General features: G+C 54.4%; 14 protein-coding genes. 9 read left to right on the top strand and 5 right to left on the bottom strand.

The genetic code is table 11. The features are described from left to right. The 5 genes from typA to fabY form a co-directional block, all read left to right on the top strand. Window positions 1-1,698 (top strand): ribosome-dependent GTPase TypA (gene typA / locus RDN66_RS06895; protein ID WP_308537721.1); only part of this gene is annotated, 1,698 nt, incomplete at its 5' end. A gap of 136 nt (window positions 1,699-1,834) precedes the next feature. After that, window positions 1,835-2,434, top strand: coding sequence for a glucose-1-phosphatase (gene yihX / locus RDN66_RS06890; RefSeq protein ID WP_308537720.1), 600 nt, complete (start codon window positions 1,835-1,837; stop codon window positions 2,432-2,434). Then, entirely contained in the window at window positions 2,428-3,294 is an 867-nt protein-coding gene (locus RDN66_RS06885; protein ID WP_035892311.1) for a virulence factor BrkB family protein, read from the top strand. The genes yihX and RDN66_RS06885 overlap by 7 nt, the downstream gene beginning before the upstream one ends. After that, a complete protein-coding gene (dtd, locus tag RDN66_RS06880) occupies window positions 3,291-3,728 on the top strand; it encodes a D-aminoacyl-tRNA deacylase (RefSeq protein WP_202216876.1) in 438 nt (145 codons plus the stop codon). The genes RDN66_RS06885 and dtd overlap by 4 nt, the downstream gene beginning before the upstream one ends. 44 nt (window positions 3,729-3,772) lie before the next feature. Further along, complete coding sequence (gene fabY, locus RDN66_RS06875) at window positions 3,773-4,714, top strand: fatty acid biosynthesis protein FabY (protein WP_202218183.1); 942 nt, start codon at window positions 3,773-3,775, stop codon at window positions 4,712-4,714. Between the two features lie 23 nt (window positions 4,715-4,737). Here the strand turns inward: fabY and RDN66_RS06870 are convergent, their stop codons facing one another. Then, window positions 4,738-5,649 carry an alpha/beta hydrolase gene (locus RDN66_RS06870; RefSeq protein ID WP_202216875.1) on the bottom strand — a complete coding sequence of 304 codons (912 nt, stop codon included), beginning with the start codon at window positions 5,647-5,649 and terminating at the stop codon, window positions 4,738-4,740. Between the two features lie 205 nt (window positions 5,650-5,854). Between RDN66_RS06870 and RDN66_RS06865 the strand changes: the two genes are divergently transcribed. Together RDN66_RS06865 and RDN66_RS06860 are read left to right on the top strand one after the other, a co-directional pair. Beyond that, window positions 5,855-6,103 carry a CopG family transcriptional regulator gene (locus RDN66_RS06865; protein ID WP_202216874.1) on the top strand — a complete coding sequence of 83 codons (249 nt, stop codon included), beginning with the start codon at window positions 5,855-5,857 and terminating at the stop codon, window positions 6,101-6,103. Further along, window positions 6,100-6,471 carry a type II toxin-antitoxin system VapC family toxin gene (locus tag RDN66_RS06860; RefSeq protein WP_202216873.1) on the top strand — a complete coding sequence of 124 codons (372 nt, stop codon included), beginning with the start codon at window positions 6,100-6,102 and terminating at the stop codon, window positions 6,469-6,471. The genes RDN66_RS06865 and RDN66_RS06860 overlap by 4 nt, the downstream gene beginning before the upstream one ends. A gap of 34 nt (window positions 6,472-6,505) precedes the next feature. Here the strand turns inward: RDN66_RS06860 and fdhE are convergent, their stop codons facing one another. From fdhE to fdnG, 4 genes are read right to left on the bottom strand one after another with little or no spacing between them, the layout of a single operon-like run. Further along, a complete protein-coding gene (fdhE, locus tag RDN66_RS06855; protein WP_202216872.1) occupies window positions 6,506-7,435 on the bottom strand; it encodes a formate dehydrogenase accessory protein FdhE in 930 nt (309 codons plus the stop codon). Continuing rightward, window positions 7,432-8,067, bottom strand: a complete 636-nt coding sequence (gene fdoI, locus RDN66_RS06850; protein WP_035892320.1) for a formate dehydrogenase cytochrome b556 subunit — start codon at window positions 8,065-8,067, stop codon at window positions 7,432-7,434. The genes fdhE and fdoI overlap by 4 nt, the downstream gene beginning before the upstream one ends. Continuing rightward, window positions 8,064-8,966, bottom strand: coding sequence for a formate dehydrogenase subunit beta (fdxH, locus tag RDN66_RS06845; RefSeq protein WP_035892321.1), 903 nt, complete (start codon window positions 8,964-8,966; stop codon window positions 8,064-8,066). The genes fdoI and fdxH overlap by 4 nt, the downstream gene beginning before the upstream one ends. A 12-nt stretch (window positions 8,967-8,978) precedes the next feature. Next, the gene (gene fdnG / locus RDN66_RS06840; protein ID WP_202216871.1) at window positions 8,979-12,029 is read right to left on the bottom strand and encodes a formate dehydrogenase-N subunit alpha; all 3,051 of its coding nucleotides are present in this window, start codon (window positions 12,027-12,029) and stop codon (window positions 8,979-8,981) included. Window positions 12,030-12,530: 501 nt separating this feature from the next. On the opposite strand from fdnG, the gene fdhD reads away from it, so the two are divergent. Beyond that, a complete protein-coding gene (gene fdhD / locus RDN66_RS06835) occupies window positions 12,531-13,280 on the top strand; it encodes a formate dehydrogenase accessory sulfurtransferase FdhD (protein ID WP_220182503.1) in 750 nt (249 codons plus the stop codon). Between the two features lie 128 nt (window positions 13,281-13,408). After that, a partial coding sequence (locus RDN66_RS06830; RefSeq protein WP_308537719.1) for a DUF1471 domain-containing protein occupies window positions 13,409-13,611 on the top strand: 203 nt, incomplete at its 3' end.

The raw sequence follows: 13,611 nt of genomic DNA, 5'->3' as shown, positions 1-13,611 counted from the left end.
ATGGACTCCAACGATTTGGAGAAAGAGCGTGGGATTACCATCCTCGCGAAAAACACCGCAATCAAATGGAATGATTACCGTATCAACATCGTTGATACCCCAGGGCACGCCGACTTCGGTGGTGAAGTTGAGCGCGTCATGTCCATGGTTGACTCTGTGCTGCTGGTAGTTGATGCAATGGATGGCCCGATGCCGCAGACGCGCTTCGTGACCAAAAAAGCATTTGCTCATGGTCTGAAGCCAATTGTTGTTATCAACAAAGTTGACCGTCCAGGCGCGCGTCCTGATTGGGTTGTTGACCAGGTATTCGACCTGTTCGTTAACCTCGACGCGACCGACGAACAGCTGGACTTCCCTATCGTTTACGCTTCCGCGCTGAACGGTATCGCAGGTCTGGATCACGAAAATATGGCGGAAGACATGACCCCGCTGTATCAGACCATCGTTGATCGTGTACCGGCTCCAGACGTAGACCTGGATGGCCCGCTGCAGATGCAAATCTCCCAGCTGGACTACAACAACTACGTTGGTGTTATCGGTATCGGCCGTATCAAACGCGGTAAAGTGAAGCCAAACCAGCAGATCACTATCATTGATAGCGAAGGCAAAACCCGTAACGGTAAAGTCGGTAAAGTGCTGACTCACCTGGGTCTGGAGCGTATCGATAGCGACCTGGCTGAAGCTGGCGACATCATCGCGATCACCGGTCTGGGCGAGCTGAACATCTCCGACACCATCTGCGACCCGCAGAATGTTGAAGCGCTGCCAGCGTTGTCCGTAGATGAACCAACCGTAACCATGTTCTTTAACGTCAACACCTCTCCATTCTGTGGTAAAGAAGGTAAATACGTTACTTCTCGTCAGATCCTGGATCGCCTGAAGAAAGAACTGGTACACAACGTTGCACTGCGCGTTGAAGAAACTCCGGATGCAGACGCATTCCGCGTTTCTGGCCGTGGTGAGCTGCACCTGTCCGTTCTGATTGAAAACATGCGTCGTGAAGGTTTCGAAATGGCGGTTTCCCGTCCGAAAGTAATCTTCCGCGAAATCGATGGCCGTAAACAAGAGCCATTCGAAAACGTAACGCTGGACGTCGAAGAGCAGCACCAGGGTTCTGTCATGCAGGCACTGGGTGAGCGTAAAGGCGACCTGAAAAACATGAATCCAGACGGAAAAGGCCGCGTACGTCTCGACTACGTGATCCCAAGCCGAGGGCTTATCGGTTTCCGTTCAGAATTCATGACCATGACCTCCGGTACCGGTCTGCTGTACTCCACCTTCAGCCACTACGACGACGTTCGTCCGGGTGAAGTTGGCCAGCGTCAGAACGGCGTACTGATCTCCAACGGTCAGGGTAAAGCGGTTGCGTTCGCACTGTTCAGCCTGCAGGACCGCGGTAAGCTGTTCCTGGGCCACGGCGCAGAAGTTTACGAAGGCCAGATCATCGGTATTCACAGCCGTTCTAACGACCTGACTGTAAACTGCCTGACCGGTAAGAAACTGACCAACATGCGTGCTTCCGGTACTGATGAAGCTACGACTCTTGTCCCAGCTCAGAAAATGACTCTGGAACAAGCTCTGGAGTTCATCGATGACGACGAACTGGTAGAAGTTACCCCAACCTCTATCCGTATCCGTAAACGTCACCTGACTGAAAACGACCGTAAACGCGCTATGCGTGGTCCGAAAGAAGATTAATTTCTCTCTTTTGTCGTGACCTGAAACCCCGCCTATATGGCGGGGTTTTTCTTTTTGAAATAGAGAGCGTTTGTTCATGGTCAAAGTTCGCCTTTCCCGCTAGAGTGAAATTTCCACGGCGTGAACGGAGGCAAAAATGCTCTATATCTTTGATTTAGGTAATGTGATTGTCGACATTGATTTCAACCGTGTTCTGGGAACGTGGAGCGATCTCGCCCGCGTGCCGCTGGCCCGGCTAAAGCAAAGTTTCACCATGGGAGAGGTATTTCATCAGCATGAACGCGGTGAAATATCGGATGAAGAGTTTGCGAAAGCGATGTGCCATGACATGGAGCTACCGCTCAGCTACGAGCAGTTTGCCCACGGCTGGCAGGCGGTTTTTGTGGCCCTTCGCCCCGAAGTCATCGACATCATGAAAACGCTGCGCGAGCAGGGGCATCGTGTGGTGGTGCTGTCTAATACCAACGCGCTTCACACCACTTTCTGGCCGGGCGAATACCCGGAAATCTATGCCACCGCCGACCACGTTTATCTTTCCCAGGAGATGGGGATGCGTAAACCGGAGGCGCGGATTTACCAGCGCGTACTGGAATCTGAAGGTTTTTCTGCCGCCGATGCGGTCTTTTTTGACGATAACGCCGATAATATAGAGGGCGCTAACCAGTTGGGGATCACCAGCGTACTGGTGACCGGGAGAGAAACCCTACCCGACTACTTTATGAAGTCGTTATGTTAAAAACCGTTCATCAAAAAGTGATTCATCATACCCGGCCGCTGGTGGTGTGGAGCAAATTCCTCTGGCGGCGTATCGAAGAAGACAACATGACGACACTGGCGGGTAACCTGGCCTACGTGTCATTGCTTTCCCTTGTGCCGCTGGTGGCGGTGATTTTTGCCCTGTTCGCGGCATTTCCCATGTTTTCGGAAGTCAGCCTGCAGATTCGCCACTTTGTGTTCGCTAACTTCCTGCCCGCAACCGGCGATATTATTCAGCGCTATATCGAGCAGTTTGTTGCCAACTCCAACAGGATGACCGCTTTTGGCGCCTGCGGCCTGATTATTACCGCGCTGCTGCTGATGTACTCTATCGACAGCGCCTTGAATACCATCTGGCGGAGTAAACGTGTACGCCCAAAGGTGTACTCGTTTGCCGTCTACTGGATGATCCTGACTCTGGGGCCGTTGTTAGCCGGTGTTAGCCTCGCAATCAGCTCCTATTTACTTTCATTACGCTGGGCCAGCGAGCTGCACGGCGTGATTGATAACGTGCTGCGCGTCTTCCCGCTGCTGCTTTCGTGGCTGTCGTTCTGGCTGCTCTACAGCATTGTGCCTACCACGCAGGTACCGAACCGTGACGCGGTGATCGGCGCGCTGGTTGCAGCGCTGCTGCATGAATTGGGCAAGAAGGCGTTCTCTCTCTACATCACCGCATTCCCGTCCTATCAGTTGATTTATGGCGTACTGGCGGTGATCCCCATTTTGTTTGTCTGGGTCTACTGGACCTGGTGTATCGTCTTGCTAGGTGCTGAAATAACTGTCACTCTCGGTGAATACCGAAAATTGAAAACAGAACAACAAGAAGCCGAAGAATCATGATTGCATTAATTCAGCGAGTCACCCGTGCGAGCGTTAGCGTCGCGGATGAAGTGACGGGAGAAATTGGCCTGGGGCTGCTGGTGTTACTGGGCGTAGAGAAAGACGACGATGAGCAGAAGGCAAACCGTCTGTGTGAGCGCGTGCTGGGCTACCGCATCTTCAGCGATGAAGACGATAAGATGAACCTGAACGTGCAGCAGGCTGGCGGCAGCGTGCTGGTGGTGTCGCAGTTTACGCTAGCGGCTGACACCGAACGCGGTATGCGCCCGAGCTTCTCAAAAGGTGCCGCGCCAGATCGCGCCGAAGCGCTCTATGACTATTTTGTACAACGCTGTCGCCAACAGGACATGAACACGCAAACAGGACGATTCGCAGCGGATATGCAGGTGTCGCTGGTCAATGACGGCCCCGTGACGTTCTGGTTACAAGTATGACCACGCTTCCCGTTAGGACGTGGGCGACAAAAGAGAGTGCCATTATGTACCATCTCCGAGTACCGCAGACTAAAGAAGAGTTAGAGCAGTATTACCAGTTCCGCTGGGAAATGCTGCGTAAACCCCTGCATCAGCCAAAAGGTTCCGAGCGTGATGCCTGGGATGCCATGGCGCACCATCAGATGGTGGTTGATGAGCTGGGAAAGCTGGTCGCCGTAGGGCGGCTATACATCAACGCGGATAACGAAGCGTCTATCCGTTTTATGGCGGTACACCCTGACGTTCAGGATAAAGGTCTGGGGACGCTTATTGCGATGACCCTGGAGTCCGTTGCGCGTCAGGAAGGGGTTAAACGCGTCACCTGTAGCGCACGTGAAGATGCCGTGCCGTTCTTTTCCAAGCTAGGATTCAAGAACGAAGGGGAGATTACTACCCCGCAGACCACCCCCGTTCGCCATTTCCTGATGATTAAACCCGTTGCCTCGCTGGATGATATTCTGCACCGCGGTGACTGGTGTGCACAGCTACAGCAGGCCTGGTACGATCATATTCCGCTTAGCGAGAAGATGGGCGTGCGCATCCAGCAGTACACCGGGCAGAAATTCATTACCACCATGCCAGAAACTGGCAACCAGAACCCGCACCATACGCTGTTTGCCGGCAGCCTCTTTTCGCTGGCAACGCTCACCGGCTGGGGGCTTATCTGGCTGATGCTGCGTGAGCGCCACCTGGGCGGCACCATTATTCTGGCCGATGCCCATATCCGCTACCGAAAACCTATCGCCGGTAAACCGACCGCCATTGCAGACCTCGGCTCGCTTAGCGGCGACCTGGACCGACTGGCCCGAGGACGCAAAGCTCGCGTGCAGATGCAAGTTGAGCTGTTCGGCGATGACACCCCCGGTGTGGTGTTCGAGGGGACCTATATCGTGCTGCCTGCGAAGCCATTCGGTTCGTACGAAGAGGGCGGTAACGAAGAGGAGTAGGGTATCTCCCAGCCTCGCTATCTTCAGTGGCCTGCCATCCTGCGGGCCACATCCTCCATTGCATCCCGCGCCGCCTGGCTCACTCCGCCAAGCTGGAAAAATCCGTGAATAACGCCATGATAGCGCTGGCAGGTGCAGGTTACGCCCTGTCGGGTTAGCCGTTCATAGAGCGCCTCACCTTCATCGCGGAGCGGATCGTATTCGGCGGTAATGATATGCACCGGCGGAAGGCCGTTAAAATCGTCGCGCCAGAGTGGGCTAGCTTCCGGGTGCAGTGGATCGTTTCCCTGCAGATACATCTCAAAACCTGAAAGTAGCGTATCGCGAGTAATAATGTAGTCCTGCCCATTGCTGATGTAGCTGGCAAAGCTGGCGGTAGCGTCGAGCATGGGATAAATCAGCATAAGTTTTGACGGCGTCCATGCCGCGTTGGCTTTTAGCCTTAGTGCGGTGACCAGTGCCAGATGGCCGCCAGCGCTATCGCCAGCGAGCGTGATATGCTTGCGGTCGATACCAAGCTGCTGAGCATACTTATAAACCAGGTTCGCGCCACGCTCGGCGTCATCGTGAGCTGCGGGGAAAGTGTGTTCTGGTGCCAGACGATACTGCACCGCAATCACCCGGCATCCACAGTGCCAGGCTAACTGCCGTAGCTGGTTGTCGTGCGTGATAAATCCACCGCTGACAAAACAGCCGCCATGAAAGTAGAGAATGCAGGGGAGTGATGATGTTGAATTTAGCGGCGAAATGACGCGAAATGTCATCCCTTCCAGCACGATATCTTCTGATTTGACGCGAATCTCTTTCTCGCCTGCCAGCGCCGTGCTGGCAATATACCCCTTTCTCCGGTCATCAATATTCTGCTCGCGTGAAGAAGGGCGACCGGCCGCAATAAACTCAGCAACTAGCTGCGCAATACCGTTTTCCAATGCCATGATGATGTCCTTTTCGCTGTATAAACATACAGCTTTATAGCCTGGTTTATCGCGAATGGAAACGGGAAATTGGGTGGGATAGTGATTGTGGATAGCGGCTCGCAAAAACGAACGATTTCTTCATTTCAGCCTATAACCACATTTAAAATACGTGTATCTTGTTCGCTTATTGAGCATGGATGATATACTTGAGGCATATATGAGCATGATGGTGGAAAGGGACATGGGCAGAATACTTCTCGATTTGTCGGACGAGGTGATTAAGCGCCTCGACATACTTAAACAGCAGCGAAATCTGCCTCGTGCGGAACTGCTGCGTGAAGCCGTTGAGCAATATCTTGAAAAGCAGAGTCAGGCTGAGCTCACTATTTCTGGCGCGCTTGGCATCTGGCAAGGGTGTGAAGAAGATAGCGTTGAGTATGAAAGAAAACTTCGGGAAGAGTGGCCGCGATGAAAAGACCCGTTCTTTTTGATACCAATATTTTAATCGATCTCTTCAGCGGGCGGATGGAGGCGAAGCGGGCGATGGATTCCTACCCTCCGCAACATGCGATAAGCCTGATCACCTGGATGGAGGTCATGATAGGCGCAAAGCGCTTTCATCAGGAGCAGCGAACGCGAATTGCCTTGAGCGCATTCGAAATTATTGGTGTAACAGAAGAAATTGCTGAGCAGAGTGTGAATCTGCGGCAGGAGTACGGCATGAAGTTGCCCGATGCCATTATTCTGGCCACGGCGCATGTTCATCGCCGGGAACTGGTGACGCGTAACACAAAGGATTTTGCGGGGCTTCCGGGCGTGATTTTACCCTACGCGCTGTAAACCGGGCCAAAAATAGCCCGGTTTAACGCGGAAATTACTCCCCTTCTCCCGGGAACAGGAACGGGTTAATAGAGCTGCGGGCGAACCCTTCTTGCTCCATTCGCGCGTCCAGTACCAGTGAGGCTAGGTCGTCGGCAACCGCTTCGACTTTTGGGTCTTTTTCCTGATACAGAATCTTCAGGTAAGTGCCGCAGTCGCCGCAGCTTTCGGCTTTGATGGCTGCCTGCTCGTTATCCAGTGACCAATAGTGCAGGTCGCGGCTTTGCTCGCAGTTGCTGCATTTCACGCGCACCACGTGCCATTCGGTTTCACACAGGTTGCAGTGCAGGTAACGCAGACCCTGAGTGGTGCCGATTTGCACCATGCTTGAAACTGGCATTGAGCCGCATACCGGGCAGAACTGGCGTTGCTCGCCGTATTCTGCACGGGCCTTGCCCGGAATCAGACTGGCCATTTGCGCCCAGTAGAGCGACAGTGCAGCCCAGATAAACGGCGCTTTATCACTGCTCACGGAAGCAAAGTCGGAGGCAAACAGCGCGCTCGCCATCAGCTCCAGCTCTTGCTCGGAGGCTTTCTCCAGGTTCTCGATAACCGCCAGCGCCGGGCCGCTCATCTCTGGCTTCAGCTCGGCAATCATCGAGTGCAGTAGCGTGTGCCAGTGCTTGTCGCGCGGCAGAACGTGAATATCCAGCGGCGGCTTGCCCAGGTCATTCGCTTCTTTGATGCGTGCGGTGAGATCCATTTTCAGCGGGTGGTCGTAGAGCACCACTTCCTGAGCATGGGCAATCAGCGCAGCAAAGCGCAGGTAATCGCCCAGCGGATTATTCTCTGCCAGCTCGCGCAGACGTTCGGCGCGGCGGTTATAGAGGTTCTTGAGTCTGGGGAACAACAACGGCGGAATGACTTCCGCCGTACGTTTCTCGCTCGAACCCAGCTCATCTTGCGGGATTATGCGAATACTCATTCAGATGACTTTTCCTGTTTCTGGCGGACTTCACGGTACCAGCGCGGGTGATGTTTCTTCGCCCACGTTTTGGTAACCCATCCCTCCACCATCGCGGTAATGGTGCCTTTCACCCAAAGGGCGGCGTAGATATGCACCATGATAACCACAATTAACGCTACTGCGGCAAATGAATGCAGCATTAGCGCAAATCGGATCACCGGGATTGAGAAAGCAGGCGCAAAGTACGGACGCCAGATAACCACACCGCTCACCAGCAGCAGCACCAGGAAGATAATCGCCGCCCAGAATACGCATTTCTGGCCGAAGTTATAACGCCCGGTGTCACCTACTTCCTCGTTGACGACGATCTTACGAATATTCTTCGCCCAAAAGATATCATCCCGATTGATTAGATTGTGGTGCCAGTAGCGGAAAAACATGATGATAAACGAGGCAAACATGATGACGCCGACAAACGGGTGCAGAATACGCGCCAGCTGCGGAGTCCCCATGATTTGCATCAGCCAGTTGAAGGATGGGAAGAAAAATCCCAGCCCGCTTATCGCCGCCAGCATGAAGCAGAAGGCGGTGACCCAGTGGTTGATGCGTTCCGGCGCCGTGTAGCGCACGATGGTGTCACGTTTTTTCATTTGCGCACCTCATCGTCTTTCTCATCCAGATTGTCTTCTTCCTCTTCCGCACGGTTCGGACCGACCCCGACGTAGTGGAAGATGCTCGCGGCGAACGTAGCAGCAAAGCCGATAGCGGCCAGCGGTTTCCAGACGCCTTTCCAGAACTTCACGGTAGCGCTGATTTCCGGGTTCTCCGGCAGACCGTGGTACAGATTCGGTTTGTCGGCATGGTGCAGCACGTACATCACGTGCGTACCGCCAACGCCTGCCGGATCGTACAGGCCCGCATTGTCGTAACCACGGGTTTTCAGTTCGGCCACGCGCTCGCCCGCCAGCACTTTCATATCCTCTTTGGAACCAAAGTGGATAGCGCCGGTTGGGCACGTTTTCACGCATGCCGGTTCTTGCCCAACGTTCACGCGGTCAACGCACAGCGTACATTTGTACACGCGGTTGTCTTCCGGGTTAAGTCGCGGCACGTTGAACGGGCAGCCAGCGATACAGTAGCCACAGCCAATACACTGCTCGGACTGGAAGTCGACGATGCCGTTGGCATACTGAATGATAGCCCCTTCTGACGGGCATGCTTTCAGGCAGCCCGGGTCGGCGCAGTGCATACAGCCATCCTTACGGATGAGCCACTCCAGTTTGTCGTTCTGTTCCACTTCCGAGAAACGCATCACCGTCCAGGATTTGGCGGTCAAATCTGCCGGGTTGTCATACACCCCGACGTTGCTGCCAATCTCGTCACGGATATCGTTCCACTCTGAACAGGCCACCTGACAGGCTTTACAGCCGATACAGGTGGTCACGTCGATAAGCTTCGCCACCTCTTCCTGGTGATCCCGCGCGCGAGGCGCGGGAGTGAAACCGTTAGTGGCGGAACGACGGATAATGTCCTGCGATTGATAAGCCATAGGTCGTCTCCGTTACACCTTTTCCACGTTCACCAGGAAGGACTTGAATTCCGGCGTCTGCGAGTTCGCATCACCAACGGACGGAGTTAAGGTGTTCGCAATAAACCCTTTCTTCGCCACGCCTTCATAGCCCCAGTGGATTGGAATACCGATGGTATCGATATCCTTACCGTCAACTTTCAGCGTGCGGATACGTTTGGTCACCACCGCCTTGGCTTTGATATAGCCGCGGTTGGAGGAGACCTTCACGGTATCGCCGTGGCCGATGCCGAGCTTATCGGCCAGCTTCTCACCAATCTCCACGAACTGTTCCGGCTGTGCGATGGCGTTAAGCAGCGCATGTTTGGTCCAGTAGTGGAAGTGCTCGGTCAGACGGTAGGTGGTACCGACGTACGGGAACTTGTCCGCTTTACCCAACGCTTCCCTATCGCCTTTAAAGATACGGGCGGCAGGGTTCGAGATGACGTTCGGGTGCAGTGGGTTAGTGCCCAGCGGCGTTTCAAACGGCTCGTAGTGTTCCGGGAACGGACCTTCTGCCATCTTATCGAGGGCGAACAGGCGACCCATCCCTTCCGGCTGCATGATAAACGGCCCGACGTTGCTGCCCGGTGCCGCGGTGCTGTAGTCCGGAATATCCACGCCGCCCCATTTCGCGCCGTCCCACTTGATGAGCTGGCGTTTTGGATCCCACGGGTTCCCCTGCGGGTCTGCGGAAGCACGGTTATACAGGATGCGACGGTTCAGCGGCCATGCCCAGGCCCAGCCCAGCGTGTTGCCAAGGCCGGATGGATCGGCGTTATCACGACGCGCCATCTGGTTGCCGTCCGGCGTCCAGCTACCGGCGAAGATCCAGCAGCCGCTGGCGGTGGTACCGTCATCGCGCAGTTGGGCGAACGAGCTCAGCTGTTGGCCTTTTTTCACGATAACCGCGCCGGTTGCCGGGTCGATAATATCGGCCAGCGCCTTACCGTTGTTCTCCATCGCCACTTCCTCAGACGCTGGTTCATCCGGCGTTGAGTAGTTCCAGCTCATGTTCAGCACCGCTTCAGGTACCGGGCCGCCCTCTTCGGCGTACATCTTACGCAGGCGTAAGAAGATACCGGCCAGGATCTCACCGTCGGTGACGGCATCCCCTGGGGCGTCCGCGCCTTTCCAGTGCCACTGCAGCCAGCGACCGGAGTTAACGATAGAACCGTTCTCTTCGGCGAAGCAGGTGGATGGCAGGCGGAAGACTTCAGTCTGGATTTTCGACGGGTCAACATCGTTTGACTCGCCGTGGTTTTGCCAGAAGGTCGCCGTTTCAGTGTTGAGTGGGTCAATGGTGACGAGGAACTTCAGTTTAGAAAGCGCCGCGACCGTTTTGTTTTTGTTCGGGAATGACGCAACCGGGTTAAAGCCCTGGCACAGATAGCCGTTGACCTTGCCCTCGTTCATCATCTCGAAATACTGCAGGACGTCATACCCTTTGTCCCACTTCGGCAGCCAATCAAAGCCCCAGCTATTTTCCGCCGTCGCTTTATCGCCGTAGAAGGTCTTCATCATCGAGACGAAGAATTTCGGGTAGTTGCCCCAGTAGTTCACCTGACCATCCAGCAGCGGTTTAGGCGTGTTGGCGGTGAGATAAGTTTGCAGGTCAGCCTGTTTCTCGCTTGGCAGCGTCATATAGCCCGGAAGGCTTGTCGACAGCAGGCCGAGGTCGGTCAGACCCTGGATGTTAGAGTGACCGCGCAGGGCGTTCACACCGCCGCCTGCCATGCCCATGTTGCCGAGCAGCAGCTGAATCATCGCCATGGTACGGATGTTCTGCGAACCGATGGAGTGCTGCGTCCAGCCCAGTGCATACAGGAACGAGGCGGTTTTATCGTGGGCGCTGGTTTCTGCAATGTACTCACAGACTTTCAGGAAGTCCGCCTTCGGCGTACCACAAATCTGCTCAACCACGTCCGGCGTGTAGCGTGAAATGTGCTGTTTCAGCAGATTCCAGACGCAGCGAGGATGGCTGAGGGTGGTATCGCGTTTGGCGTGACCGTTCTCGTCCAGCTCGTAGTTCCACGAGGTTTTATCGTACTTACGGGCTTCCGGGTCATAGCCGCTGAACAGGCCGTCGTCGAAGCTAAAGTCTTCGCGCACGATCAGGCTAGCGTTGGTGTAGGCCTCGGTGTACTCGCGGTTGAATTTTTCGTTATTCAACAGGTACAGCATCACGCCCGACAGGAAGGTAATGTCGGTGCCGGAGCGAATAGGGGCGTAGAAATCCGCCACTGACGCGGTACGCGTAAAGCGGGGATCGATAACAATCAGCTTCGCGCCATTATGGATCTTGGCTTCCATCGCCCAGCGGAACCCCACCGGATGCGCTTCTGCCGCGTTCCCACCCATCACAACGATGAGATTGGCGTTCTTAATGTCAACCCAGTGGTTGGTCATCGCACCGCGACCAAATGTTGGAGCAAGACTTGCTACCGTTGGTCCGTGTCAGACACGCGCTTGGTTGTCGACCGCGAGCATACCGAGCGCGCGGGTGAATTTCTGGGTTAAGAAGCCGGTTTCGTTACTGGAAGCAGAGGCGCACAGCATCCCGGTGGTCAACCAACGGTTAACGGTGGTACCTGCTTCGTTTTTCTCGATAAAGTTGGCGTCGCGGTCGGCCTTCATCAGTTTAGCGATGCGGTCGAACGCTTCGTCCCAGCTGATTTGCTGCCATTTATTGGAGCCAGGTGCGCGGTATTCAGGGTATTTCAGACGGCTTTCAGAGTGGATAAAGTCCACCAGACCTGCGCCTTTCGGGCACAGCGCGCCGCGGTTGACCGGGTGATCCGGGTCCCCTTCGATGTGGAAAATTGAGGCTTTCGCGTTTTTTGCGCCGTCGCCGAGGCTATACATTAAAAGCCCACAACCGACAGAGCAGTAAGTGCAGGTGTTACGGGTCTCACGGGTGCGCAGCAATTTATACTGCCGTGTTTCCGCGAGTGCGATGCCTGGGGCAAAGCCCAGTGCGGCTGCCGTGGTTCCTGCCATACCGCCAGCGCAGATCTTAAAGAACTGCCTTCTGCTGACCTGCATGGTTAGCTCCTTGTTTCGACATTGTCATTGCTTGTAATTGTTCTTCGTCGTAGTCAGACGAAGATTCTGAATACTGCGATGCCCTCAGTTCCTGGAGGGCTTTGGTTCAGAATACCACAATATCGGTAGGCTTGTTCTAACGCGGTTAACGACAGGTGAATGGATTTTGCCAGGGTTAACATTGAATCGTGATATTTATCACATTTAACCCTGCATATCGCACTGATTTTGCGCGTGATTAACGAAGATAACCATAAGGTAGTACCTCTGGTTTAATCAGTCGTTTTGTAGCAGAATGCCGCGAAAAATGCGTATTGTGCGTTATTGCACCACAACTTGATCCATAATAAGCCTCAATTCCCTCCGGTTGTGATGGAATAGATGCCCCTTATTTCGATGTCGTTCAGAGTATTTGCCGTGTTTAATTTTAAAGATGAAGTCGAACCCTCGTTGCAGCTGATTGGTGCAGCCGAGCGTGCTGTCTTCAGAAGGCCAAAGATTATGCAACCCACACAGGATATTCTCGCTGAAGAAGTTCCCGTTGCGCTGGTCTACAACGGCATTTCTCACGTCGTCATGATGGCGACGCCGAAAGACCTCGAAGCCTTTGCCATAGGTTTTTCCCTGTCTGAAGGCATCATTGAACATCCGCGTGAAATATTCGGGATGGACGTTGTGCCGGCCTGCAACGGCATGGAAGTCAGAATTGAGCTCTCCAGCCGTCGCTTTATGGGGCTGAAAGAGCGCCGTCGTGCGCTTGCCGGGCGAACCGGGTGTGGCGTTTGCGGCGTCGAGCAGCTCAACGATATTGGCAAACCTATCCAGCCTCTGCCTTTCAGCCAGACCTTTGATCTGGCTTACCTCGATCATGCGTTAAGGCATTTAAACGATGTTCAGCCCGTTGGCCGTGAGACGGGTTGTACCCACGCGGCAGCCTGGGTTATGCCATCGGGTGAGCTGGTGGGCGGGCATGAAGACGTGGGTCGCCATGTGGCGCTGGATAAACTGCTGGGCCATCGTGCGCAGGAAGGGTCGCGCTGGCAGTTGGGCGCAGCGCTGGTTTCCAGCCGTGCCAGCTACGAGATGGTGCAGAAATCAGCCATGTGCGGCGTCGAGATTTTGTTTGCGGTTTCCGCAGCCACCACGCTGGCGGTAGAAGTTGCCGAACGCTGCAACCTGACGCTGGTGGGTTTTTGTAAGCCGGGCAGAGCGACAATCTACACGCATCCACAGCGTCTTATCGGTGAGTAATTAATATTCAATTAATTTGAATGATGACAACAAATCCTTCCGCTTTTCGTTGAACGATGTGAGGACTATTATTTATCACATCAAGGCAACACGCCTTATCCAAACAACCAAGTGAAAGGGTTTACATCATGAAAAGCATCAAAACTTTTGTCGCAGTTATCGCTCTTGCCGCTTCTTTCGGTACCTTCGCTGCTCAGACCGTGACCGCAACTGCCTCTACCATTGACGGTGCAGAAGCGAAAATTGCAGCTCAGGCTGAACAGGCTGGTGCAAGCTCCTACAAAATTACCCAGGCTTATTCCGGTAACCGCGTGCACATGACCGCTGAACT

It is taken from the genome of uncultured Kluyvera sp. (assembly GCF_902485085.1).
GTDB lineage: Bacteria > Pseudomonadota > Gammaproteobacteria > Enterobacterales > Enterobacteriaceae > Kluyvera > Kluyvera ascorbata.
The sequence above is the reverse complement of the archived record's forward strand: the minus strand, read 5'-3'. Positions and strand labels throughout refer to the sequence as shown.

Excerpts from the sequence above, each read along its gene's own strand:
- yihX (WP_308537720.1), top strand. The coding sequence starts at position 1,835 with ATGCTCTATATCTTTGATTTAGGTAATGTGATTGTCGACATTGATTTC.
- RDN66_RS06885 (WP_035892311.1), top strand. The coding sequence starts at position 2,428 with ATGTTAAAAACCGTTCATCAAAAAGTGATTCATCATACCCGGCCGCTG.
- dtd (WP_202216876.1), top strand. The coding sequence starts at position 3,291 with ATGATTGCATTAATTCAGCGAGTCACCCGTGCGAGCGTTAGCGTCGCG.
- fabY (WP_202218183.1), top strand. The coding sequence starts at position 3,773 with ATGTACCATCTCCGAGTACCGCAGACTAAAGAAGAGTTAGAGCAGTAT.
- RDN66_RS06870 (WP_202216875.1), bottom strand. The coding sequence starts at position 5,649 with ATGGCATTGGAAAACGGTATTGCGCAGCTAGTTGCTGAGTTTATTGCG.
- RDN66_RS06865 (WP_202216874.1), top strand. The coding sequence starts at position 5,855 with ATGATGGTGGAAAGGGACATGGGCAGAATACTTCTCGATTTGTCGGAC.
- RDN66_RS06860 (WP_202216873.1), top strand. The coding sequence starts at position 6,100 with ATGAAAAGACCCGTTCTTTTTGATACCAATATTTTAATCGATCTCTTC.
- fdhE (WP_202216872.1), bottom strand. The coding sequence starts at position 7,435 with ATGAGTATTCGCATAATCCCGCAAGATGAGCTGGGTTCGAGCGAGAAA.
- fdoI (WP_035892320.1), bottom strand. The coding sequence starts at position 8,067 with ATGAAAAAACGTGACACCATCGTGCGCTACACGGCGCCGGAACGCATC.
- fdxH (WP_035892321.1), bottom strand. The coding sequence starts at position 8,966 with ATGGCTTATCAATCGCAGGACATTATCCGTCGTTCCGCCACTAACGGT.
- fdhD (WP_220182503.1), top strand. The coding sequence starts at position 12,531 with ATGCAACCCACACAGGATATTCTCGCTGAAGAAGTTCCCGTTGCGCTG.